This window comes from Streptomyces sp. NRRL F-2580 (assembly GCF_000720115.1).
GTDB lineage: Bacteria > Actinomycetota > Actinomycetes > Streptomycetales > Streptomycetaceae > Streptomyces.
Genome location: NZ_JOIR01000001.1, coordinates 113582 through 135758, shown reverse-complemented (window position 1 = coordinate 135758; position 22177 = coordinate 113582). Strand labels below are relative to the sequence as shown.

The following is a 22177-nucleotide window of genomic DNA, read 5'->3' as shown; positions in this document are numbered from 1 at the left end:
CCAGCCGCGCGGCGGAGCCGCACGTGGTCAATGTCGTCACAGCGTCCATGTCGTCACAGCGTCACAGCGTCCGGGAGCGTTATGTCCAGCGAATACGCCAAACAGCTCGGGGCCAAGCTCCGCGCCATCCGCACCCAGCAGGGCCTTTCCCTCCATGGTGTCGAGGAGAAGTCCCAGGGCCGGTGGAAGGCCGTGGTGGTCGGGTCCTACGAGCGCGGGGACCGCGCCGTGACCGTCCAGCGTCTTGCCGAGCTGGCCGACTTCTACGGGGTTCCGGTGCAGGAACTGCTGCCGGGCACGACTCCCGGCGGAGCGGCCGAGCCGCCGCCGAAGCTGCGTCTCGACCTGGAGCGCCTGGCGGGCGTTCCCGCCGAGAAGGCCGGCCCGCTGCAGCGTTACGCGGCCACGATCCAGAGCCAGCGCGGCGACTACAACGGCAAGGTGCTGTCGATCCGCCAGGACGACCTGCGCACCCTGGCCGTCATCTACGACCAGTCCCCCTCGGTCCTGACCGAACAGCTGATCAGCTGGGGCGTGCTGGACGCGGACGCGCGCCGCGCGGTGGCGCACGAGGACATGTAGTCCCCGGTTCCAGGACCAGCAGAAACGTTACCGGCGGGGGGGGGGGGGGGGGGGGGGGGGGGGGGCGCCCCCCCCCCCCCCCGCCGGTTTTCGTTGTTCCGGCGCCGGTTTTCCTTGTTCCGGAAAAGCGGAGGGGCCGCAGCGCGTGCGCTGCGGCCCCTCCGCTGTGCCGAACCGCCGGAGGCTACTCGCGGCGCAGGCTCGGCTTCAGGTCCTTGAACCGGGCCAGCAGCCCGTTCACGAACGAGGGGGACTCGTCCGTCGAGAACTCCTTGGCCAGCTGGACGGCCTCGTCGATGGCCACGGCATCCGGGGTGTCGTCCACCCAGATCAGCTCGTAGGCACCGAGCCGCACGATGTTCCGGTCCACGACCGGCATGCGGTCGAGCTCCCAGTCCACGGCGTAGGTGACGATCAGGTCGTCGATGCGGTTCACCTTGTCGGCGTACCCCTCGACGAGATCCATCGTGAAGGCGCTGACCGGCGGCTGACGGTCGTCCGACCGCGAGTGGCGGATCCAGTCCGCGAGGACCTCGCGAACGGGCACCCCGCGCTGGTCGGCCTCGAAAAGGATCTGGAAGGCGCGCTTGCGCGCATTGCTCCGAGCAGCCACGGGTTAGTTGCTCTTCCGGCCGAGGTAGTCGCTGGTGCGGGTGTCGACCTTGACCGTCTCGCCGGTGGTGATGAAGAGCGGGACCTGGATCTCGTAGCCGGTCTCCAGCGTGGCGGGCTTGGTGCCGCCGGTGGAGCGGTCGCCCTGGACGCCCGGGTCCGTGTGCTGGATCTTGAGCTCGACCGCGGCCGGGAGCTCGACGTAGAGCACCTCGCCCTCGTGCTGGGCCACGGAGGCGGTGAAGCCCTCGATCAGGAAGTTGGCGGCGTCGCCGACGGCCTTGCGGTCGACCATGAGCTGGTCGTAGGTGTCCATGTCCATGAAGACGAAGTAGTCGCCGTCCATGTACGAGAACTGCATGTCGCGGCGGTCGATGGTGGCGGTGTCGACCTTGACGCCGGCGTTGAAGGTCTTGTCGACGACCTTGCCCGAGAGCACGTTCTTGAGCTTGGTGCGCACGAAGGCCGGGCCCTTGCCGGGCTTGACGTGCTGGAACTCGACGACGGACCAGAGCTGGCCCCCGTCGAGCTTCAGCACCATGCCGTTCTTGAGGTCGTTCGTGGAAGCCACGGTTGCGGAATCTCCTGCACTGGAAGACCACGGGTGCGCGCACAGCCCGGCAGAGCGGGCTAGAGCGCGAGCAGCTCCTTGGTCGTAATGGTGAGTAGCTCTGGACCGCCGTCCGCCTCGGGGCGTACGACGAGCGTGTCATCGATCCGGACACCTCCCCGGCCCGGGAGGTGAACCCCCGGTTCGACGGTGACCGGCACGCAAGCGTCCAGTTTACCCATTGCCGTAGGTGCAAGCTGCGGGTCCTCGTCGATTTCGAGGCCCACGCCGTGTCCGGTCGACGGAGCGAGGGCTTCCGCGTGGCCCGCGGAGTCCAGGACGGAGCGTGCGGCATGGTCCACGTCCCGGTACGCCGCACCGGGCAGCAGGGCCTCGCGGCCGGCGCGCTGGGCGGTGAACACGAGGTCGTACAGCGCGATCTGCCAGTCCGCGGGGCTGGTGCCGATCACGAAGGTCCGGCCGATCTCGCAGCGGTAGCCGCGGTAGTTGGCGCCGAGGCAGACCGAGAGGAAGTCGCCCTCCTCCACCCGTCGGTCGGAGGGCCGGTGGCGGGAGCGGCCCGAGTGCGGGCCGGTGCCGACGGAGGTCGGGAAGGCCGGGCCGTCCGCCCCGTGGTCGACGAGCCGCCGCTCCAGCTCCAGGGCCAGGTGCCGTTCGGTGCGCCCGACGAGGATGGACTCCAGCAGCTCGCCGAGCGCCTGGTCGGCGATCTCGGCGGCGATCCGCAGGCAGGCGATCTCCTCCTCGTCCTTGACGAGGCGCTGCTGCTCCACCGCGGTGCCCAGGTCGGCGAGGCGCAGCTTGGGCGCCACCGAGCGCAGGGCGCGGTGCCGGCCGACCGTGATGTGGTGTTCCTCCACGGCGAGCGAGTCGGCCCGTACTCCGGCGGCCATGTCGGCGGCCGCGACGGCCGGGTCGGCGCCGGGGTTCCCCAGCACGGAGACCCTGAGCTGCTCGTCGAGCCGCCCCTCGTCGGCCTCCCCGGTGGGCGCGCCGGCGCAGAACAGCACGTCATCGGTGGGCCCGACCAGCAGTACGGCACCGAGCGGGGACGCCCCGGAGAGGTAGCGGACGTTCGCCGGACGCGTGATCAGTGCGGCGGCGTTTCCCGCGGCGGCGCATCGGTCGCGAAGCAGGCCCCGGCGGGCGGCGTACACGTCTGACATGTCTTCGAGCGTACGAGCGTGCCACGGATCCGGCCTGGTGAGCGCGTCCGGACGGGGCGTGGACGGGCGGGCCTACGGCCCTGTCAGGGCCCGGGCCAGCGCCTCGTCGAGGGCGCGCGCGGTGCCTTCGACGTCGAGGTGGGAGTTGTCGATGATCGGGAGGCCGGAGCCGTACCAGCCGGCCATCCGGCCGTGGATCCGCGCGACCTCCTCGTCGGAAAGCCGGCGGTTGCCGGAGCGGGCCGCGTTGCGTTCCAGCACGATCTCCAGGCCGGGCAGCAGCACCACGGGCAGCAGAGTGGGGCCCACGTGCCGCTTCCAGCCGCCCAGCCCGACCACGGGCCGGTCCGGGAAGACGGCGTCGTCCAGGATGCACGAGATCCCGTTCGCCAGGTAGTTGCGTGCGGCGAAGCCGCAGGTGCGGCGGGCGAGCCGGTACTGGGCCTCGGAGTGCTCGTTCCAGCCCGCCTGCGGGTCCGCGAAGCCCGAGCACACCCACTCGCGGACGTCGTCGAGGCTGACGTGAGCGGTCGGCACGGACCGGGTGCTCGCCCAGTGCCGGGCCACGGTGGTCTTGCCCGCGCCCGCCGGACCGATCAGGAGCACGGCGAGGACGGCCCCTCCGGTGCCCGCCACCGCGGGCGGCAGCGGGATGTGACCGGTGGCCTCCGACAGGGACGGCATCGGATGCGGCGGGGGCTGGTGCCCGGGCTGCGGCGGGGGCTGGTGCCCGGCCTGGCCCGGCCAGCCCTGCGCCGGGGCTATGGGCGGCTGCGGGGGCGCCGCCGGGTGCGGTCCCGGCTGACCCCAGCCCGCTCCCCCGCCCCCCACTCCTTGCTGCATCCGCTGCCACTCCGTCTCGTTCCGGCGACTGATGCGAGAACGTTATATGACCACGGAGGCCAGACCGTCCACCAGCACCGCCAGGCAGGGTGTCAGGCGGAGATCTCCTCCGCCAGTGCGCGCAGCGCCAGCCGGTACGAACCGATCCCGAAGCCCGCCACCGTGCCGGTCGCCACGGCCGCGATGACCGAGGTGTGCCGGAACTCCTCGCGGGCGTACGGGTTCGAGATGTGCACCTCGATCAGCGGCGCCGTGCGCTGCGCGGCCGCGTCCCGCATGGCGTACGAGTAGTGGGTGAAGGCCCCCGGGTTGATGACCACGGGGATCTTCCCGTCCGCCGCCTCGTGCAGCCAACGCACGAGCTCGCCCTCGTCGTTGGTCTCCCGGACCTCGACGTCGAAGCCGAGCTCCTCGCCCAGCGTGCGGCAGCTCTCGACGAGTCCGGCGTACGAGGTGGCCCCGTACACGTCGGGCTCGCGCGAGCCGAGCCGGCCCAGGTTCGGGCCGTTCAGCACGAGCACCGGGCGCCTCACGCCGACACCTCGCCGTAGGCGGCGATCAGGTGCGCCGGGTCGGGGCCCTCCAGGACGGTCGGCTTGGCCAGTCCGTCGAGGACGATGAAGCGCAGCAGGTTGCCGCGGGACTTCTTGTCGACCTGCATGGTCTGGAGCAGCTTGGGCCACTGGTCGCCGCGGTAGGTGAGCGGCAGCCCGACGGCGGCGAGGATCTCCTTGTGCCGGTCGGCGGTCGCGTCGTCGAGCCGGCCCGCGAGCCGGCCGAGTTCGGCGGCGAAGACCATGCCGACCGAGACGGCCGCGCCGTGCCGCCACTTGTAGCGCTCGTTCTTCTCGATGGCGTGCGCGAGGGTGTGGCCGTAGTTGAGGATCTCCCGCAGGCCCGACTCCTTGAGGTCGCTGGAGACCACGTCGGCCTTGACCTGGATGGAGCGCACGATGAGCTCGGCCGTGTGCGGGCCGTCGGGCGTGCGGGCGGCGGCCGGGTCCGCCTCGATCAGGTCGAGGATCTTCGGGTCGGAGATGAATCCGGCCTTGATGATCTCGGCGAGGCCGCTGACGTAGTCGTTGACCGGCAGCGAGTCCAGTGCCGCGAGGTCGCACAGCACGCCGGCCGGCGGGTGGAAGGCGCCCACCAGGTTCTTGCCCTCGGCGGTGTTGATGCCGGTCTTGCCGCCGACGGCCGCGTCCACCATGGCGAGGACGGTGGTCGGTACGGCGATCCAGCGCACCCCGCGCAGCCAGGAGGCCGCGACGAAGCCCGCGAGGTCCGTGGTGGCTCCGCCGCCGACGCCGACGATGACGTCGGTGCGGGTGAAGCCGGACTGGCCGAGGGCCTTCCAGCAGTAGGCGGCGACCTCGATGGTCTTGGCCTCCTCGGCGTTCGGCACCTGGATGGCGACCGCCTCGTAGCCCTGCTCGGCGAGGTCGTCGCGCAGCGCCTCACCCGTCGAGGCGAGCGCCTCGGGGTGGATCACGGCGACCCGCTGGGCCCTCGTACCGATCAGGGAGCCGAGCTCGCCGAGCAGCTGTCGGCCGACGAGCACGTCGTACGCGTCGTGTCCGGCGCTGGCGCCGACCTGGATCCGCGTCACCTGGTCTGTCATACGTCCTTCAACTCCAGAGCGTCGAGGACCGCCTGGGCGACCTCTTCGGGGGTGCGGTCGTCGGTGGTCACCACGACGCGCGCGACTTCGGTGTACAGGGGGCGCCGCGCGTCCATCAGCTCGCGCCACTGGCGGCGCGGGTTGACGGCGAGCAGCGGGCGCGCGGCGCCGAGGCCCACGCGCCGTACGGCTTCCTCGACGTCCATCGACAGGTAGGCGACGGGCAGGCCGGTAAGCAGCCCGCGGGTGCCCTCGTCGAGGACGGCGCCGCCGCCGAGGGCGAGGACTCCGGTGTGCTCGGCGACGGCGGCGGCGACCGCCTGCCGTTCCAGCTCACGGAAGTACGGCTCGCCCTCGTCGACGAAGAGGTCGGAGATCTCCCGTCCCTCGGCCGCGACGATGTCGGCGTCGGTGTCCCGGTAGGGGACGCCGAGCCGCTCGGCGAGCAGCGCCCCCACCGTGGACTTGCCGGACCCCATGGGGCCGACGAGGACGACCAGTGGTCCGCCCGTCACCGGATCTGCAGGTGGTCGAGGTACGACTGGACGTTGCGGCGGGTCTCCGGGACCGAGTCGCCGCCGAACTTCTCGACGACGGCGTCGGCCAGGACGAGGGCCACCATGGCCTCGGCGACGATGCCGGCGGCCGGCACGGCGCACACGTCGGAGCGCTGGTGGTGGGCCACCGTCGCCTCTCCGGTGGCCACGTCCACGGTCGCCAGGGCGCGCGGGACGGTCGCGATGGGCTTCATCGCGGCGCGTACGCGCAGCAGCTCGCCGGTGGTCAGACCGCCCTCGGTACCTCCGGAGCGGCCGGAGGTGCGCTTGAGGCCCTCCGGGGTGGAGACGATCTCGTCGTGGGCCTTCGAGCCGGGCACGCGGGCGAGCTCGAAGCCGTCGCCGACCTCGACGCCCTTGATGGCCTGGATGCCCATGAGGGCGGCGGCGAGACGGGCGTCGAGCCGGCGGTCCCAGTGGACGTGCGAGCCGAGGCCGACGGGGACGCCGTAGGCGAGCACCTCGACGACGCCCCCGAGGGTGTCGCCGTCCTTGTGGGCCTGGTCGATCTCCGCGACCATCGCCTTGCTCGCGTCGGCGTCGAGGCAGCGCACCGGATCGGCGTCGAGCCTGTCGACGTCGGCCGGGGTCGGGTAGACGCCGTACGGGGCCTTGGCCGCGGCCAGTTCCACCACGTGCGAGACGATCTCGATGCCGGCGACCTCCTTGAGGAAGGAGCGGGCGATCGCGCCGAGGGCGACGCGGGCGGCGGTCTCACGGGCGCTGGCGCGCTCCAGGATCGGCCGGGCCTCGTCGAAGCCGTACTTCTGCATGCCGGCGAGGTCGGCGTGGCCGGGCCGCGGGCGGGTGAGCGGCGCGTTGCGGCCGGTGTCCTTGAGCAGCGAGGGGTCCACCGGGTCGGCCGACATGACCGTCTCCCACTTGGGCCACTCGCTGTTGCCGACCATGACGGCCACGGGAGAACCCAGCGACAGGCCGTGCCGGACGCCGCCCAGGAAGGTGATCTCGTCCTGCTCGAACTTCATCCGGGCACCGCGGCCATAGCCGAGCCGGCGCCGGGCCAGGTGGTCGGCCACCAGTTCGGTGGTGACCGGGACGCCGGCGGGAAGGCCCTCCAGCGTCGCTACCAGCGCCGGTCCGTGCGACTCCCCGGCGGTCAGCCAACGCAACCTGCTCAACGATGCTCCTCATGCTCGCGCCTGGTACAGCGACGGCGCGATCGGGGTGCGCGGCCCGGACCCGCCTCACCCGATCCTCCCATGTCCGGACGGGTTCGCCGGGCCCCGGTCCAGCTGTCGGACGCCTGATCCCCCCGGTTCCCGGCCCGACGCCCGAAATTGACGGTGTCCCGACACGCTGCGAGGATCATCCGCGCTTCGCGAAAGATCATTTTCTTTTGCTCACAGGGGGAATCTTGCGCAACATCACCAGGGCTCTGATCACGGCCGGTGCCGCCGTCCTCACCATGACCGGCACGGCCACGACCGCGTCCGCCGCCGCGAACCCGGCCGACGCCTGCGGCCCGGGCTTCTTCGTCCAGGAGTCCCAGGAACTGGGCCGGTACCAGCCCACCGGTGGACCGCAGGCCACGGTCCACCTGCTCTACAACGCCTCGACCGGCGAGAACTGCGCGGTCACCGTGGTCACGGGCGGCAAGAACCAGGGCACCGTGGGCGCCGGGCTGCGGATCGAGGGCGACGAGGACTTCACCCGCGACGAGGGCGCCTTCAACTCGTACGCGGGCCCCGTGAAGCTGCGGGCCAACGGCAAGTGCGTGCAGTACTACGGCTCGACGCAGTACTGGGGCGGCAGGCTGATGTACGACGAGTACATCAGCCCGTTCGGTCACTGCGGCTGAGGCGGCCGGCCCGGCGCCGCTCGCGGAGCCAGGTGATCCCCGTCCACACGGCGAGGGATCCGACCAGCCCCAGGACGATCGCCTTCGCCCAGAGGGGCAGGTTGCCGAACGCCAACCGGACCATCCCGAACACCACGAAGGGGATGTCCCACTTCGACGCCAGTATCTGGTCCGTGCCCGACTCGCCCATGCCCCCCCTGTGAATACGCGCAGGTGGTAAGCCTAGCGGGCGGCGAGCGCCCGTTCTCCGGCGGCCCTCATGGCGGCGAGCGGGCCCGGGGTGTGCCCCGTCATCTGCTCGACCTGGAGGACCGCCTGGTGCACCAGGAGGTCCAGGCCGCCGAGGAGCTTGCCCCCGCGCCGCGACCAGGCGGCCGCGAGGGCCGTGGGCCAGGGGTCGTACAGGACGTCGAAGAGGGTGCCCGGGGCATCGGGCACGGCGGCGGCCAGTTCGTCGGTGGCTCCGGCCGGGGTGGTGGCGATGACCAGGGGCGCGGACAGCGCCCCGGCCGCCTCGGACCAGTCGGCCGTGCGGACGGGAACACCGAGCCGCTCGCCCCACTGCCGCATCTCGTCGGCGCGCGCCCGCGAGCGGACGTACGCCGTGACCTCGCCGGAGCAGACCCGCGAGAGCGCGGCGAGCGCCGAGGAGGCGGTGGCTCCGGCGCCCAGGACGGCGGCCGAGGACACCTTCTCGACGCCGCGCTCGTGGAGCGCGGCGACGATGCCGGGGATGTCGGTGTTGTCGCCGAGGCGCCGGCCGTCCTTGGTGAGGACGACCGTGTTGACCGCCTCGACGGACGCGGCCGTGTCGCTGATGCCGTCCAGCAGCGGGATGACCGCCCGCTTGAGCGGCATCGTCAGCGACAGCCCGGCCCACTCGGGGCCGAGTCCGGCGACGAACTCCGGGAGCGCGGCCTCGTCGATCTCGAAGCGGTCGTACGACCAGTCGTCGAGGCCGAGCTCCTGGTAGGCGGCGCGGTGCAGCACCGGTGAGAGGGAGTGCTCGATGGGCGAACCCAGCACCGCGGCCCGTATCCGTGACATGTCCTGCTACCCGCCGTTCTTCTGCTTCTGCCGTTCCTGGAACTCGGCGACGAGCTTGAGGTGCTCGTCGTAGGTCTTGGTGAAGGTCGTCGTGTTGCCGTCGACCGACACGAAGAACATCCACCCGCCGTGATCCGGGTTGAGCGTAGCGGTCAGCGCGTCCAGGCCGGGGTTGCCGATCGGGCCGACGGGCAGTCCCTTGATGAAGTGCGTGTTGTACGGGTTGTTGAAGGCCTGGGCTTCCTTGAGGTTGAAGTTGATCTCGCTCTGGCCCTTGGCGTAGTTGTACGTCGAGTCGAACTCGATCTTCTGGTTCGTGACGTCGTTGGTCTTCTTCAGGCGGTTGTAGACCACCTCGGACATCTTCCGGAAGTCGTCGTGGTTCTTGCCCTCGGCGTTGACGAGGCTGGCGACCGTGATCACCTGGAGCGGGTTGTCCAGGCCGAGTTCCTTGGCCTTGCTCTCGACGCCCGCTTCCGCGTACTTGTCGCTCGCGTTCTTGACCATCAGCTTGAGCAGCGACTCGGGGGTGCTGTCCTTGCTGAGGTCGTAGCGCATCGGGTAGAGGAAGCCCTCGAGCGGGTCCATGAGCTTCGGGTTGTTGCCGGCCCAGGCCGGCAGGCCGAGGTTCTTGGCATCGCGCAGGGCGATCTCGCGGGTGGTGCCCTCCGGCTTGCCCAGCTTCTTGTCGATCGCCTCGTACACCTTGGCGTTGCGCATGCCCTCGGTGACGGTGATGACGTTCAGCTTGCTGGGGTCGATCATCAGCGCGACGGCGGCGGCACCCGACATCTTCTTCTTCATCGGGTAGATGCCGGGCTGGATCAACTTGCCCTTGGGGTTGGTGTTCGCGGCGTCGACGAAGGCCTGGGCGCTGGCGACCACGCCGGCGTCCTTGAGGATCCGGCCCATCTGCCCCAGGAGCGCGCCCTTGGGGATCTCCACGTCGACCAGCTCGTCCGTGCCCTCGCCCGCGAAGTCCTCGGCCGCGCCGAACCTCGCCTTGATGTACGAGTAGCCGTAGTAGCCGCCACCGCCGACCACGCCGAGGATGACCACGGCCGCGATCAGGCAGGCCATGCCACTGCGCTTCTTCGGCTTGCCGCTCTTCGAACGGCCGCCCCGGCGGCCGGGCTCGTCCCCGTCGTCGTCGCCGCCTGCGAGGAAGCCGGTCCCGGGCTCCTCCGCCTCCTCCTCGACCGGTTCCGGTTCCAGGTGGCGCCGGCCCGGGGGCTGCGGCGGCGGGTAGGCCTCGGGCGTGGTGTAGAGGTCGGGGGCCTCGCCGGGGTAGCCGGCGACGGTCTGCTGCGCGTACGGGTCCGCGCCCACGTAGGGGTCGGCCTGCACCGCGGCCACGTACTGGCCCTGGCCGGTGTCCCAGCCCTGGTCGTCGTACACCGGCTGCTGGGGCTGGGCCTGCGGGTGTGGCTGCTGCTGCGGCTGCTGCGGCTGCGGCTGCGGCTGCGGCTGCGGCTGCGGCTGCGGCTGCGGCTGCTGAGGCTGCTGAGGGGCGTAGACCTGCTGCTGGGGGGCGTACGCCTGCTGCGGGGCATAGGCCTCCTGCTGCGCGGCGTACTGCTGGTCGGGGTACTGCTGCTGGTACTGCTGCTGCTCGTACTCCGGGTACTGCTGCGGGTACTGCTGGTACTGCTCGGGGTACTGCTGCTGGTACTGGGGCTCCTGCGGGTACTCCTGCTGCGGGGCACCGCCGTAGGGCGCCTGGCCCTGCTGGGTCTGGTGCCCGGTCCACCCCTGGTCCCCGTAAAGGGGATCCTCGGGGTGCCAGGGTTCGGGGCCACGGCCCCGGCCATACTCAGTCATCGGTCCCCTAGAGCCGCGAGACGGAGGCCACGGACTCCGTCGTCCGTGGCACCCGGGTCCGCCTCTTTGACGGTGGGCGACGGCTGTTCGAATGCCGTCTCATCGCGCGGAACGTTACCGTATCGCGATCAGACAACCACTTCGACGCACTCACCAGGCGGATTACCTGATACCCGTTCGGTCTCAAGAGCGTTCTGAAGGATCACCACAGCGGCGGCCTGGTCGATGACCGACCGGCCCTTCTTCGCGTTCTTCCCGGAGGCCCGCAGCCCCTGAGCGGCGGTGACCGTGGTCATCCGCTCGTCCACCAGACGGACCGTCACCGGCTTGATGCCCTTGGCCAGTTCGTTCGCGAAGGCGCGTACCTTGACCGCGGCCGGCCCCTCCCGCCCGCTGAGCGAGCGGGGGAGGCCGACCACGACTTCGAGGGGCTCGTACTCCTCGACGAGCTGCCGCAGCCGCCGGTGGGCGAAGGGGATGTCCCGGCCCGGGACGGTTTCCACCGGAGTGGCGAGCACCCCGTCGGGGTCGCACGAGGCGACCCCGATCCGGGCGTCCCCGACGTCGATGGCGAGCCGGCGGCCGCGGCGCAGCGTCATCGTCAGGCCGTCTCGACGACGAGGCGCTCGACGGCGCTGATGGCCTCCGGGATGGCGGCCGGGTTCTGGCCGCCGCCCTGGGCGACGTCCGGCTTGCCGCCACCGCCGCCACCGAGCGTCTTGGCGGCCGTACGGACCAGGTCGCCGGCCTTGAGGCCGCGCTCGCGGGCCGCCTCGTTGGTGGCGATGACCGTCAGCGGGCGGTCATTGGCCACGGTGAACAGGGCCACGACCGTCGGACGGTCGCCGGGGATCCGGACGCGGACGTCGAGGACCAGCTTGCGCAGGTCGTCGGCGCCGATGCCGTCCGCCACCTGGCCGACGACCAGGGCGACGCCGCGGATGTCCTGGGCGTTCGCGGCGAGACCGGCAGCGGCCTGCAGGACCTTCTCCGCGCGGAACTTCTCGATCTCCTTCTCGGCGTCCTTCAGCTTGCCGAGCATGGAGGCGATCTTCTCCGGCAGCTCCTCCGGACGGCCCTTGACCAGCTCCTGGAGCTGGGCGACGACCGTGTGCTCCTTGGCGAGGAAGTTGTACGCGTCCACGCCGACGAGGGCCTCGACACGGCGCACGCCGGAGCCGATGGAGGACTCGCCGAGCAGCTTCACCAGACCCAGCTGCGAGGTGTTGCCGACGTGCGTGCCGCCGCACAGCTCCTTGGAGAAGTCGCCGATGGTGACGACGCGCACGCGCTCGCCGTACTTCTCGCCGAACTCGGCGATGGCGCCCTGCTTCTTGGCCTCGTCGATGCTCATGATCTCGGCGGTGACGTCCAGCTCGCGCGAGAGCACGTCGTTGATCTTCTGCTCGACGTCGGTGAGGACCGAGCCGGGAACGGCGTTCGGCGAACCGAAGTCGAAGCGGAAGCGGCCCGGCGAGTTCTCCGAACCGGCCTGGGCGGCGGTCGGCCCGAGGGCGTCGCGCAGCGCCTGGTGGGTCAGGTGCGTGGCCGAGTGGGCGCGGGCGATGGCCCGGCGGCGGCTGACGTCGATGGCGGCGTACGCGGAGGCGCCCACCGTCACCTCGCCGACCTGGACGGAGCCCTTGTGCACGGAGACGCCCGGGACCGGCTGCTGCACGTCGCGGACGACGATGACGGCGCCCGAGTCGAGCTTGATGCGGCCCTGGTCGGCGAGCTGGCCGCCGCCCTCGGCGTAGAAGGGGGTGCGGTCGAGGACGACCTCGACGTCGTCGCCCTCGGAGGCGGCGGGCGCGGAGACGCCGTTGACCAGGAGGCCGACGATGGTGGACTCGCCCTGGTTGGTGGCGTAGCCGGTGAACTCGGTGGCCCCGGCGCTGTCCGCGATCTCGCGGTACGAGGAGACGTCGGCGTGACCGGTCTTCTTGGCCTTGGCGTCGGCCTTGGCGCGGTCGCGCTGCTCCTGCATCAGGCGGCGGAAGCCGGGCTCGTCCACGGAGAGGCCCTGCTCGGCGGCCATCTCCAGGGTCAGGTCGATCGGGAAGCCCCAGGTGTCGTGGAGCAGGAACGCCTTGTCACCGGAGAGGACCGTGCCGCCGGCGGCCTTGGTCTCGGTCACGGCGGTGTCGAGGATGTTGGTGCCGCCCTTGACGGCCTTGAGGAAGGCGGCCTCTTCGGCGAGCGCGACGGTCTCGATGCGCTTGCGGTCGGTGACCAGCTCCGGGTACTGCTGCCCCATCGTGTTGATCACGACGTCGACGAGGTCCTGGACGACCGGGCCGGTGGCGCCCATGAGGCGCATGTTGCGGATGGCGCGGCGCATGATGCGGCGCAGCACGTAGCCGCGGCCCTCGTTGCCGGGGGTCACGCCGTCGCCGATGAGCATGACAGAGGTGCGGATGTGGTCGGCGACCACGCGCATCGACACGTCGGTGCCCTGGGCGGCGCCGTACTGGACACCGGTCAGCTCGGTGGCCTTGTCCATGACCACGCGCAGGGTGTCGGTCTCGTACATGTTCTGCACGCCCTGCAGGATCATCGCGAGGCGTTCGAGGCCGAGACCGGTGTCGATGTTCTTCGACGGCAGGTCGCCGAGGATCGGGAAGTCTTCCTTCCCGTCGCCGGCGCCGCGCTCGTACTGCATGAAGACCAGGTTCCAGATCTCCACGTAGCGCTCGTCGTTGACGGCCGGGCCGCCCTCGACGCCGAACTCCGGGCCGCGGTCATAGTTGATCTCCGAGCACGGGCCGCAGGGTCCGGGGACGCCCATGGACCAGAAGTTGTCCTTCTTGCCCAGGCGCTGGATGCGCTCGGCGGGGACGCCGATCTTCTCGCGCCAGATCTGCTCGGCCTCGTCGTCGTCGAGGTAGACGGTGATCCAGAGCTTCTCGGGCTCCAGGCCGTAGCCGCCGTCCGCCACGGAGCTGGTGAGCAGCTCCCAGGCGTACTTGATGGCGCCTTCCTTGAAGTAGTCCCCGAAGGAGAAGTTGCCGCACATCTGGAAGAACGTGCCGTGGCGGGTGGTCTTGCCGACCTCTTCGATGTCCGGCGTACGGACGCACTTCTGCACGCTGGTGGCGCGGGGGGCCGGGGGCTTGGTCTCGCCGAGGAAGTACGGCTTGAAGGGGACCATGCCCGCGTTGACCAGCAGCAGAGTCGGGTCGTCCGCGATGAGCGACGCCGAAGGGACAACGGCGTGACCGCGCTCCTCGAAGAAGCTCAGCCAGCGGCGGCGAATTTCAGCCGACTCCATCAGTGGTCCTCATTCCGGTCGTACGAAAACGTTGGTCGGTGGGTGGTCTGGTCGTTCTCGATGGCCCGCAGCCGCCGCGGCCCGGGGAGGGCGGTGACGTTGTCGGGCCGGTCGGGGTCCTGGTGGAGCCCCAGCGCGTCGTTCAGCTCGTCCTCGCGCTGCGTCATTCCCGCTTTGACGTCGAGGGCGAAGTCCTTGAGGCGGTGGCCCGCCTCGACGGCCTTGTCGGCCGCCTGGGCCGCGAGACTCTCCGGTGTCAGCTTCTTCAGCTGACGGTTGACCTTGGTGGTGGCCCACACGCCGGCGGCTGCGCCTGCGGTGAACCAGAAGGCTCGGCGGAACATCGGCGGTCTCAGCCCTTCTGCTTCCGGCGCCGGGCGGGCGGCACCGTACGGCCAACGATCACGTTACGTCGGGATGTCTTCGGCGGCACGCCGCCCGACGTCGCGGCATCCCCCTTGCCCAGCGCCTTGCGGACGCCGTAGCCGAAGGCCGCGACCTTCACCAGCGGCCCGCCGAAGGCGGTGGCCACGGTGGAGGACAGCGCGGAGGCGTTGGAGGTGACCTCCTGGACGTCCCTCGCGATGGCGTCGACCCGGTCCAGCTGGGTGCGCGCGGAGCGGACGGTGGTGGAGGCTTCGGCCAGCAACGGGACGGCCTGATCGGTCACGTCGGCCACCAGTTTGGTGGTCGCCCTGAGCACCTGGGCCAGCCTCGCCAGCGCCACGGCGAGGAACGAGATCAGAATGGCCCAGAAGACGGCCACGATGATCCCGGCCACCTCTACACCGGACACGTCACACCGCTCTCTGTCTGCGCCTCAACTGCCGGCTGCACCGATTCCCCCCTTGGCCCTCCGACCCTATCGCGCCGGGGATCCCCGGCCGTACCCGAATTGGGGGTCGGGAGCCAACGCCTTGAACGCAGCGCATCCGGACCAGTACCCTCCGTGTCCCATGCGACACAGACCCCTGCGCGACCGGCCCTGGGGCAATCTTCCCTCGGAGCCGGGCCGGTTCATCGGGCGGGGTGCCGAACTCGCCGAGCTGGGGCGGCTCCTGGAGTCCTCCCGGCTCGTCACGGTGACCGGCGTGGGCGGAGTGGGCAAGTCCCGGCCGGCCCTCGCGGCGGCTGATGTGCCGGGAGCGGGCCGGCGAGCTGTGGGAGGCCGAGCGGTACGAGGCCTGCGCGGCCGAGAGGGCGGTAACTGAGCCGCGAGGCCCTGGTCGGGCAGGCTCAGCGCAGCCCCGGTGAGCGCGGGCGCGCGGGCCGGGTGTCCCGGCAGGCGGGACGGGGAGGCGGGGCGGGCGGCCCCCGGGTGTCGCGCCGCGCGGCGGCGGCGGACCAGCCGTAGTGCGCGGGCCGGGCGGGCCCGGGAACGGGAAAACCCGCCGTCCCCCGGAGGGGACGGCGGGCTGACCAGCCAGTGAGACTAGGCCTGCATCAGCGGGCGTAGTACTCGACGACGAGCTGCTCGTCGCAGATGACCGGGATTTCCTTGCGGTTCGGGTCGCGGTCCAGGCGGAAGGCCAGGGCCTTCAGGTTGACCTGCAGGTAGCGCGGGGTCTCGCCCTCGCCTGCGTAGCCACCCTCACGGGCAACCTGGAACGGAACCTTCTCGCGGCTGCGCTCGCGCACGGTGATGACGTCGTCCGGGCGGACACGGAACGACGGCTTGTCGACCTTGTCACCGTTGACCTCGATGTGGCCGTGAACGACCATCTGGCGGGCCTGGTAGATGGTGCGGGCGATGCCCGAACGCAGAACCAGGGCGTCGAGACGACGCTCGAGCTCGACGACAAGCGCCTCGCCCGTCTTGCCTTCGGCCTTCTTGGCGCGGTCGTACGCGCGGGCCATCTGACGCTCAGAGATGTCGTACTGAGCGCGCAGACGCTGCTTCTCCAGCAGACGAACCTTGTAGTCCGAGTTCTGCTTGCGGCCACGGCCGTGCTCGCCCGGCGGGTAGGGGCGGGCCTCGAAGTACTTGACGGCCTTCGGGGTCAGCGCAATGCCGAGGGCACGCGACTTCTTGACCTTGGGTCGCTTCTGGTTCACGTGGAACCTACCTCCATGTAAGTTAGGTGAGGCTTACCTTAGCGAGGAGGACGTAATGTCTCGACCACATGGGATCCCCCTGCCCAGTGCGCGTCGAAGTTCAGATTCCAACGAAACGGAATCTGCTTTCGACGACGATAAGCAAGGTCAGCCGCGTCCCAGGGAAGGCGTTCGGCAGCTCACCGGAGCCGAACGCGTACGAACCCTCGTAGAGTCCAACGCCTCAGTATCCCTCACGCTCATCGGTGCTCGTGACAGTCACGAGCACGAGGAGTTCGGGACAGGGATGCCGGCCGCACGGACCGTCACCCCGGACGGGGACGTGATTCTCCTTGTTTCCGGGGAATCCACGGCTGCCAGAGCAGCCGCTCACGCCCAGGACGACGACCTCACCGCCGTGATCGAGATCACGGATGTGGCGCCGGTGTCCGTCCCACATCGTATCCGAGGTCGCGCCTGGCTGGCCGGGTGGCTGACGCCGGTGCGCGGTGACGACCGCGCGGCCTGCGCCGCGCTGCTCGCGGAGCGCCACCCGGTGGGCGAGCTGCTGGGTCTCTCGGAGGCCTCGGAGCTGCCGTACTCGGCCCGCCCGGCGTGGATGATGCTGCGGCTGGAGGTCGGCGAGATCTCGGTGGACGACCTGTGGGGCGCCGAGCACGTGGACCCGGAGGACCTGGCCGCGGCGGACCCGGACCCGATGGTCGCCCACGAGACGGAGCTGCTGCAGCACCTGCACGCGGCCCACGGGGACCGGATCGGCGAACTGTGCGGCCTGATCGGCCCGCGCGGGGCCCGGGGCACGACCGCCGTCCCGCTCTCCCTGGACCGCCTGGGCCTGCGCGTCCGCTTCACCGGCGGCGCCGCCGGCTCCTTCGACGCCCGCTTCGACTTCCCGGAGCCGGTGGCGGACGTCTGCGGCCTGCGCCGGGCGATGCGCACGCTCTTCTCGGCGGCCTCCCACTGAGGGCAGGCGGCCGGCATCCGCCGGAGCGCGAGCTTCTCGGGCGGGTGATGGAGAGCCCGTACTCGGCCGCGCCTCAAACGCCTGCGGGGCCGGAAGAGGACGGCCCGGCGCCCCGCAGCCGCTCGCGGACCTTTTCCACCACGTCCGCGTACCGCGCCTCCGCTCCGTACCGCGTCGGCTCGTAGTACCGCTTCCCGTGCAGCTCGTCCGGCGCGTACTGCTGCGCCGCGATGGCGCCCGGGACGTCGTGCGGGTACACGTACCCCTGCGCGTGCCCCAGCTTCGCCGCGCCCTTGTAGTGCCCGTCCCGCAGGTGCGGCGGGACCGTGCCCGCCAGCCCGGCCCGTACGTCGGCCAGCGCCGCGCCGATCGCGGTCGTGGCGGTGTTCGACTTCGGGGCCAGCGCCAGCGCGATCGTCGCGTGCGAGAGGGTCAGCGCGGCCTCCGGGAAGCCGATCATCGCCACCGCCTGGGCCGCGGCCACCGCGATCGGCAGGGCCGTTGGATCCGCGAGGCCGATGTCCTCGCTCGCCGAGATCATCAGGCGGCGCGCGATGAACCGGGGGTCCTCCCCCGCGTCGATCATGCGGGCGAGGTAGTGCAGCGCCGCGTCCACGTCCGAGCCCCGGATGGACTTGATCAGCGCGCTGGCCACGTCGTAGTGCTGGTCGCCGTCGCGGTCGTAGCGGACGGCGGCGCGGTCGACCGCCTCCTCGACCGTCTCCAGGGTGATCTCCGCCTCGCCCTTGGCGATGGCCGATCCGGCCCCCGCCTCCAGCGCCGTCAGGGCCCGCCGGGCATCGCCACCGGCGATCCGCAGCAGGTGTGCCTCGGCGTCCGCCGGCAGGGTCACCGCCCCGCCCAGGCCCCGCTCCTCGGCGAGCGCACGCCGCATCAGCGCGCTCAGGTCCTCGTCCGTCAGCGGTTCCAGCGTCAGCAGCAGCGACCGCGACAGTAGCGGGGAGATGATCGAGAAGTACGGGTTCTCGGTGGTGGCCGCGATCAGCGTCACCCAGCGGTTCTCCACGGCCGGGAGCAGCGAGTCCTGCTGGGCCTTGCTGAAGCGGTGGATCTCGTCGAGGAAGAGGACGGTCTCCTTGCCGTAGCCGCCGGCCGCGCGCCGGGCGCCCTCGATGACCGCCCGTACCTCCTTGACGCCCGCGGTGATGGCGGACAGCTCCACGAAACGCTTCTGCGTGGCCTGGCTGACCACGTACGCGAGGGTGGTCTTGCCGATGCCGGGCGGGCCCCAGAGGATCACCGACGAGGCACCGGCCGGGCCGCCGGCCCCTTCCCCGACCAGCCGCCGCAGCGGCGACCCGGGCTTCAGCAGGTGCTGCTGGCCGACGACCTCGTCCAGGGTGCGCGGGCGCATCCGGACGGCGAGCGGGGAACTCGCGGGGTCCTTCTCCTGGCGGTCTTCGGCAGCGGCGGTGAACAGGTCTGGTTCCACACAGGAAGCCTAAGCGAGCCCACCGACAAGGCCGGCGGGACTACGAGGTCCAGAAGTCCCACCAGCGGGTAAGGATCAGCATGCCGATGATCCCGACGTGCAGTACCGGCAGCACCCAGGTGAACTCGTCGAGGAAGCCCTTGAGCCAGCCCGGAGCCGGCAGCAGGCCCTCGCGGACGTTGTGCGAGGTGACGTACCAGAACATGAAGATCGTGGCGACCCAGGCCAGACAGCACCACAGGCAGAGCGAGTTGATGTTGTAGAGCGACTGGTAGGTGAGCCAGGCGCAGAAGACCACGCCGAAGAGGGTGCCCGCGTTCAGCGTCAGCCAGTACCAGGGGCGGAACCGGGCTCCGGCCAGCAGGCTCATGCCGACGCAGATCACGATGCCGTAGGCGACCAGTCCGAGCATGGGGTTCGGGAAGCCGAAGACGGCCGCCTGGTCGCTCTTCATGATGTTGCCGCAGGAGACGACCGGGTTCAGACTGCAGCCCGGCGTGAAGTTCGGGTCCTCCAGCAGCTTGAACTTGTCGATCGTGATCACCCAGGCGGCCAGCAGGCCCGCGGCCCCCGTGATCACCAGCAGCAGGGCCAGCGCCCGGCTGCCGCCGACGGTCCCCCGGGCGGTCTCCGCGTCCGTACCTCGTGTCGTCATACCGCCCGCTCCACATCTGCCAGGTGATCAAGCACGGGCCATTCTGCCGTACCGCGCTGCGGGTTCACCGTTCGATCCGCATAAGGCCGTGGGGCCCGGCGGCAGCGCCGCCGGGCCCCACGGGCCGGGAAGATGTGGCAGCCGGCTCAGGCGAGCTTCGCCCGCAGTACCTCGACCACCTCGGCCGTCGCCACCGGCGCCTGCTCGCCGGACTCCATGTCCTTGACCTGGACGACGCCCTCCGCGAGGTCGCGGTCCCCGGCGACGATGGCGAAGCGCGCGCCGCTGCGGTTCGCGTCCTTCATGGCACCCTTGAGGCCCTTGCCGCCGTACGACATGTCCGCCGCGATGCCCGCCTTGCGCAGCTCCGTCACCAGCCCGAACACCCTCGGCTTTGACGCACCCAGGGCCACCGCGAAGACCGCCGTGGGCGCCGGGATGTCCAGTTCGATGCCCTCGGCCTCCAGGGCTAGCACCGTACGGTCCACGCCGAGAGCCCAGCCCACCGACGGCAGCGCCGGGCCGCCGATCATCTCGGACAGGCCGTCGTAGCGGCCGCCGCCGCCGACCGCGGACTGCGCGCCCAGACCGTCGTGCACGAACTCGAAGGTGGTCCGCGTGTAGTAGTCCAGCCCCCGCACCAGCTTCTCGTCGTCCTCGAAGGCCACTCCGGCGGCCGTGATCAGCTCGCGGACCTCCTCGTGGTACGCCTTGCACGCGTCGCACAGGTAGTCGCGCAGCATCGGCGCGCCGACCAGCTGCTTCTGCACGTCGGTCCGCTTGTCGTCGAGGACACGCAGCGGGTTGATCTCGGCGCGGCGGATGGTCTCCTCGTCGAGGTCCAGCCCGCGCAGGAAGGACTGCAGCGCCTCCCGGTACACCGGGCGGCACTCCTTGTCGCCCAGCGAGTTGAGCAGGATGCGGAAGTTCGACAGACCGAGCGTGCGGTACGCCTGGTCGGCCAGGATGATCAGCTCGGCGTCCAGCGCCGGGTCCTCGGCACCGATGGCCTCGGCACCGACCTGCGAGAAGTGGCGGTAGCGGCCCTTCTGCGGGCGTTCGTAGCGGTAGTACGAGCCCGAGTACCAGAGCTTGGCCGGCAGGTTGCCCTGCTTGTGCAGGCTGGCCTCCAGCGCCGCACGCAGCACGGAGGCGGTGCCCTCCGGGCGCAGGGCGAGGTTGGTGCCGCCCTTCGTGGTGAGGGTGAACATCTCCTTGGTCACGATGTCGGTGGACTCGCCGACACCGCGCGCGAAGAGGTTCACGTCCTCGAAGCCGGGGGTCTCGATGTAGCCGTACCCGGCCTTGCGCAGCGGTGCGGAGATCGCGTCGCGCACCGCGAGGTACTTCGCGGAGAACGGCGGGATCAGGTCGTACGTGCCCTTGGGGGCCTGAAAAGTAGCCACGAAAGTGTCGTCACATTCCTCGTCGTGGAGCGGCTGTCGGGTCCGCTGCCAGGCCGGCCGCGACCTCCCGCAAGTACGGGTTGGTCGCGCGCTCGCGGCCGATGGTGGTCTGGGGACCGTGGCCGGACAGCACCACGGTCGAGTCGTCGAGCGGCAGGCACACGCGGCCCAGCGATTCGAGGATCTCGGCGTGGGAGCCGCCGGGCAGGTCGGTGCGTCCGATGGAGCCGGCGAAGAGCAGGTCGCCCGAGAAGAAGACCGGCGGGATGTCGGCCAGCTCGGGCATCCGGAAGGTCACCGACCCCTTGGTATGCCCCGGTGCGTGCGCCACGGAGAAGTCCATTCCGGCCAATTTCAGCGCGGCGCCGTCGGCCAGTTCACGTACGTCGTCCGGCTCGCCCACGGTCAGCTCGCCCATGAGCGGCATCCCGATGGAGCGGCCGAGGGCCTTCTCCGGGTCGCTCATCATGTAGCGGTCCTCGGGGTGGATCCAGGCCGGTACGTCGTGTGCTCCGCACACCGGGACCACCGAGGCCACATGATCGATGTGGCCATGGGTCAGCACGACCGCGACGGGCTTGAGCCGATGCTTCTTCAGCGTCTCCTCGACACCCCGGGCGGCCTGGTGGCCCGGGTCGATGATGACGCACTCCTCACCGGCGGCGGGGGCGACCACGTAACAGTTGGTCCCCCAGGCCCCGGCAGGGAACCCGGCAATCAGCACGTTCGTCCTCAATCGTCGTCCGGCGGGAGGCTGCAGGTCGGAATCCTGCTGCTCAGAGCCTACCGGCGCCGCTCATTACACAGCGAACCCATATACGGTACGGCCTATCCCAGCCCGGACAGCAGTACCAGACACGCACAAGGAGACGACCCCGTGGTCACGAGCGATCAGCGGCGGCGACAGCTCGCCAGGGAGAAGTTCGAGCGCCAGCAGAAGCGCCGCGCCGAGGCCCGCAGGAAGGCACGCCAGCGTACGGCGGTGATCGGCGCGGCGGTGGCCGTGGTGGTCGCGACGCTGGTCGGCCTGATCGTCGGCGGTGTCTTCGACAAGGACAAGAAGGACCAGGCCGCGGACCCGGCGGCGAACCCGTCGGCCTCGCCGTCGGCGCCCGAGCCCAAGCAGTCCCCCTCGCCGGAGATGGCGATCGACCAGAAGGCGAAGTACACCTTCGCCCTGAAGACGAGCGCGGGCGACATCAACTTCACGATGGACGCGGCGAAGACCCCGCAGACCGTGAACTCCTTCAAGTCGCTGGCCGACAAGAAGTACTTCGACAACACGAAGTGCCACCGGCTGACGGCCGGCGGGATCTTCGTGCTGCAGTGTGGCGACCCCGAGGGCACCGGCCGCGGCGGCCCGGGCTACAACATCCCCGACGAGAACCTGGACTCGCTCGGCAAGGCCAACGAGCAGGGTCAGGTGATCTACCCGGCGGGCACGGTCGCGATGGCCAACACGGGTCAGCCCGGCTCGGGCGGCAGCCAGTTCTTCCTGGTCTACAAGGACAGCCCGCTGGCGCCGTCGTACACCCCGTTCGGCAAGATCGACGCGGCCGGCCTGAAGGTCCTGGAGGACATCGCCAAGGCCGGTACGGTCGACGGCGGCCAGGACGGCGCGCCGAAGACCGAGGTCAAGATCGAGAAGGGCACGGTCACCCAGAACTGACCGGATGCGGCAGCCCCGGGCCTTGCCGGCCCGCCGCCCGTACGTCGATATTCCGTCGTGCGGGA

Annotated in this window: 25 protein-coding genes; 5 read left to right on the top strand and 20 right to left on the bottom strand. The window is 70.8% G+C overall.

Going from position 1 to position 22177, the window contains the following annotated elements; translation table 11 throughout:
- Window positions 1-81 precede the first annotated feature (81 nt).
- A complete protein-coding gene (gene bldD, locus IF88_RS0100690) occupies window positions 82-582 on the top strand; it encodes a transcriptional regulator BldD (protein ID WP_030706332.1) in 501 nt (166 codons plus the stop codon).
- A 184-nt stretch (window positions 583-766) separates the two neighbouring features.
- Here the strand turns inward: bldD and nusB are convergent, their stop codons facing one another.
- The 8 genes from nusB to aroC all read right to left on the bottom strand — a co-directional run bounded on the left by nusB (window position 767) and on the right by aroC (window position 7091).
- A complete protein-coding gene (gene nusB / locus IF88_RS0100685; RefSeq protein ID WP_030706330.1) occupies window positions 767-1195 on the bottom strand; it encodes a transcription antitermination factor NusB in 429 nt (142 codons plus the stop codon).
- A gap of 3 nt (window positions 1196-1198) precedes the next feature.
- Window positions 1199-1765 carry an elongation factor P gene (gene efp, locus IF88_RS0100680; protein ID WP_030706328.1) on the bottom strand — a complete coding sequence of 189 codons (567 nt, stop codon included), beginning with the start codon at window positions 1763-1765 and terminating at the stop codon, window positions 1199-1201.
- Window positions 1766-1824: 59 nt separating this feature from the next.
- Complete coding sequence (locus IF88_RS0100675) at window positions 1825-2931, bottom strand: aminopeptidase P family protein (protein ID WP_030706326.1); 1107 nt, start codon at window positions 2929-2931, stop codon at window positions 1825-1827.
- Between the two features lie 72 nt (window positions 2932-3003).
- A complete protein-coding gene (locus IF88_RS0100670) occupies window positions 3004-3774 on the bottom strand; it encodes an AAA family ATPase (protein WP_030706324.1) in 771 nt (256 codons plus the stop codon).
- A gap of 92 nt (window positions 3775-3866) precedes the next feature.
- Window positions 3867-4307: a type II 3-dehydroquinate dehydratase gene (gene aroQ, locus IF88_RS0100665; protein ID WP_030706322.1), complete on the bottom strand. Its 441-nt coding sequence runs from the start codon at window positions 4305-4307 to the stop codon at window positions 3867-3869.
- Complete coding sequence (aroB, locus tag IF88_RS0100660) at window positions 4304-5395, bottom strand: 3-dehydroquinate synthase (RefSeq protein ID WP_030706320.1); 1092 nt, start codon at window positions 5393-5395, stop codon at window positions 4304-4306. Before aroB ends, aroQ begins: the two co-directional genes overlap by 4 nt.
- Window positions 5392-5910, bottom strand: a complete 519-nt coding sequence (locus IF88_RS0100655) for a shikimate kinase (protein ID WP_030706318.1) — start codon at window positions 5908-5910, stop codon at window positions 5392-5394. Before IF88_RS0100655 ends, aroB begins: the two co-directional genes overlap by 4 nt.
- Window positions 5907-7091, bottom strand: a complete 1185-nt coding sequence (aroC, locus tag IF88_RS0100650; RefSeq protein ID WP_030706316.1) for a chorismate synthase — start codon at window positions 7089-7091, stop codon at window positions 5907-5909. The genes IF88_RS0100655 and aroC overlap by 4 nt, the downstream gene beginning before the upstream one ends.
- Window positions 7092-7327: 236 nt before the next feature.
- Between aroC and IF88_RS39885 the strand changes: the two genes are divergently transcribed.
- A complete protein-coding gene (locus IF88_RS39885) occupies window positions 7328-7771 on the top strand; it encodes a hypothetical protein (protein WP_051836221.1) in 444 nt (147 codons plus the stop codon).
- On the opposite strand, the gene IF88_RS0100640 is transcribed toward IF88_RS39885, so the two are convergent.
- From IF88_RS0100640 to IF88_RS0100610, 7 genes are all read right to left on the bottom strand, one after another.
- Window positions 7746-7961 (bottom strand): hypothetical protein, encoded by a 216-nt coding sequence (locus IF88_RS0100640; RefSeq protein WP_030706313.1) that lies wholly within the window; start codon window positions 7959-7961, stop codon window positions 7746-7748. The genes IF88_RS39885 and IF88_RS0100640 overlap by 26 nt on opposite strands.
- Window positions 7962-7993: 32 nt before the next feature.
- Entirely contained in the window at window positions 7994-8818 is an 825-nt protein-coding gene (locus IF88_RS0100635) for a shikimate dehydrogenase (protein ID WP_030706308.1), read from the bottom strand.
- 6 nt (window positions 8819-8824) lie between these two features.
- The gene (gene mltG, locus IF88_RS0100630; protein ID WP_030706306.1) at window positions 8825-10639 is read right to left on the bottom strand and encodes an endolytic transglycosylase MltG; all 1815 of its coding nucleotides are present in this window, start codon (window positions 10637-10639) and stop codon (window positions 8825-8827) included.
- A gap of 128 nt (window positions 10640-10767) precedes the next feature.
- Window positions 10768-11238, bottom strand: coding sequence for a Holliday junction resolvase RuvX (ruvX, locus tag IF88_RS0100625; RefSeq protein ID WP_030009552.1), 471 nt, complete (start codon window positions 11236-11238; stop codon window positions 10768-10770).
- A 2-nt stretch (window positions 11239-11240) separates the two neighbouring features.
- A complete protein-coding gene (gene alaS, locus IF88_RS0100620) occupies window positions 11241-13910 on the bottom strand; it encodes an alanine--tRNA ligase (protein ID WP_030706305.1) in 2670 nt (889 codons plus the stop codon).
- Window positions 13910-14254: a DUF6167 family protein gene (locus IF88_RS0100615; protein ID WP_030706304.1), complete on the bottom strand. Its 345-nt coding sequence runs from the start codon at window positions 14252-14254 to the stop codon at window positions 13910-13912. Before IF88_RS0100615 ends, alaS begins: the two co-directional genes overlap by 1 nt.
- A gap of 8 nt (window positions 14255-14262) precedes the next feature.
- On the bottom strand, window positions 14263-14706 hold the full coding sequence (locus IF88_RS0100610; RefSeq protein WP_078892616.1) for a DUF948 domain-containing protein: 444 nt from the start codon (window positions 14704-14706) through the stop codon (window positions 14263-14265).
- Window positions 14707-14866: 160 nt separating this feature from the next.
- Here IF88_RS0100610 and IF88_RS43020 point away from each other — a divergent pair, with 160 nt between their 5' ends.
- Window positions 14867-15121, top strand: coding sequence for a hypothetical protein (locus tag IF88_RS43020; RefSeq protein WP_078892615.1), 255 nt, complete (start codon window positions 14867-14869; stop codon window positions 15119-15121).
- Window positions 15122-15353: 232 nt separating this feature from the next.
- On the opposite strand, the gene rpsD is transcribed toward IF88_RS43020, so the two are convergent.
- Entirely contained in the window at window positions 15354-15965 is a 612-nt protein-coding gene (rpsD, locus tag IF88_RS0100605; RefSeq protein ID WP_008740451.1) for a 30S ribosomal protein S4, read from the bottom strand.
- A 286-nt stretch (window positions 15966-16251) separates the two neighbouring features.
- On the opposite strand from rpsD, the gene IF88_RS39880 reads away from it, so the two are divergent.
- Complete coding sequence (locus IF88_RS39880) at window positions 16252-16929, top strand: DUF2470 domain-containing protein (protein WP_051836219.1); 678 nt, start codon at window positions 16252-16254, stop codon at window positions 16927-16929.
- 73 nt (window positions 16930-17002) lie between these two features.
- On the opposite strand, the gene IF88_RS0100595 is transcribed toward IF88_RS39880, so the two are convergent.
- The 4 genes from IF88_RS0100595 to IF88_RS0100580 form a co-directional block, all read right to left on the bottom strand.
- Window positions 17003-18382, bottom strand: coding sequence for a replication-associated recombination protein A (locus tag IF88_RS0100595; RefSeq protein ID WP_030706296.1), 1380 nt, complete (start codon window positions 18380-18382; stop codon window positions 17003-17005).
- Window positions 18383-18422: 40 nt separating this feature from the next.
- Window positions 18423-19037 carry a vitamin K epoxide reductase family protein gene (locus tag IF88_RS0100590; RefSeq protein ID WP_030706294.1) on the bottom strand — a complete coding sequence of 205 codons (615 nt, stop codon included), beginning with the start codon at window positions 19035-19037 and terminating at the stop codon, window positions 18423-18425.
- Between the two features lie 146 nt (window positions 19038-19183).
- Entirely contained in the window at window positions 19184-20443 is a 1260-nt protein-coding gene (gene hisS / locus IF88_RS0100585) for a histidine--tRNA ligase (protein WP_030706292.1), read from the bottom strand.
- 10 nt (window positions 20444-20453) lie between these two features.
- On the bottom strand, window positions 20454-21167 hold the full coding sequence (locus IF88_RS0100580; protein ID WP_030706290.1) for an MBL fold metallo-hydrolase: 714 nt from the start codon (window positions 21165-21167) through the stop codon (window positions 20454-20456).
- 153 nt (window positions 21168-21320) lie between these two features.
- On the opposite strand from IF88_RS0100580, the gene IF88_RS0100575 reads away from it, so the two are divergent.
- Window positions 21321-22112, top strand: a complete 792-nt coding sequence (locus IF88_RS0100575) for a peptidylprolyl isomerase (protein WP_030706288.1) — start codon at window positions 21321-21323, stop codon at window positions 22110-22112.
- Window positions 22113-22177 lie beyond the last annotated feature (65 nt).

Bases quoted from the DNA above. Each gene is read 5' to 3' on its own strand.
- bldD (WP_030706332.1), top strand. From the start codon at position 82: ATGTCCAGCGAATACGCCAAACAGCTCGGGGCCAAGCTCCGCGCCATC.
- IF88_RS0100675 (WP_030706326.1), bottom strand. From the start codon at position 2,931: ATGTCAGACGTGTACGCCGCCCGCCGGGGCCTGCTTCGCGACCGATGC.
- IF88_RS0100670 (WP_030706324.1), bottom strand. From the start codon at position 3,774: ATGCAGCAAGGAGTGGGGGGCGGGGGAGCGGGCTGGGGTCAGCCGGGA.
- aroB (WP_030706320.1), bottom strand. From the start codon at position 5,395: ATGACAGACCAGGTGACGCGGATCCAGGTCGGCGCCAGCGCCGGACAC.
- IF88_RS0100640 (WP_030706313.1), bottom strand. From the start codon at position 7,961: ATGGGCGAGTCGGGCACGGACCAGATACTGGCGTCGAAGTGGGACATC.
- IF88_RS0100635 (WP_030706308.1), bottom strand. From the start codon at position 8,818: ATGTCACGGATACGGGCCGCGGTGCTGGGTTCGCCCATCGAGCACTCC.
- mltG (WP_030706306.1), bottom strand. From the start codon at position 10,639: ATGACTGAGTATGGCCGGGGCCGTGGCCCCGAACCCTGGCACCCCGAG.
- ruvX (WP_030009552.1), bottom strand. From the start codon at position 11,238: ATGACGCTGCGCCGCGGCCGCCGGCTCGCCATCGACGTCGGGGACGCC.
- alaS (WP_030706305.1), bottom strand. From the start codon at position 13,910: ATGGAGTCGGCTGAAATTCGCCGCCGCTGGCTGAGCTTCTTCGAGGAG.
- IF88_RS0100615 (WP_030706304.1), bottom strand. From the start codon at position 14,254: ATGTTCCGCCGAGCCTTCTGGTTCACCGCAGGCGCAGCCGCCGGCGTG.
- IF88_RS43020 (WP_078892615.1), top strand. From the start codon at position 14,867: ATGCGACACAGACCCCTGCGCGACCGGCCCTGGGGCAATCTTCCCTCG.
- IF88_RS39880 (WP_051836219.1), top strand. From the start codon at position 16,252: ATGCCGGCCGCACGGACCGTCACCCCGGACGGGGACGTGATTCTCCTT.
- IF88_RS0100590 (WP_030706294.1), bottom strand. From the start codon at position 19,037: ATGACGACACGAGGTACGGACGCGGAGACCGCCCGGGGGACCGTCGGC.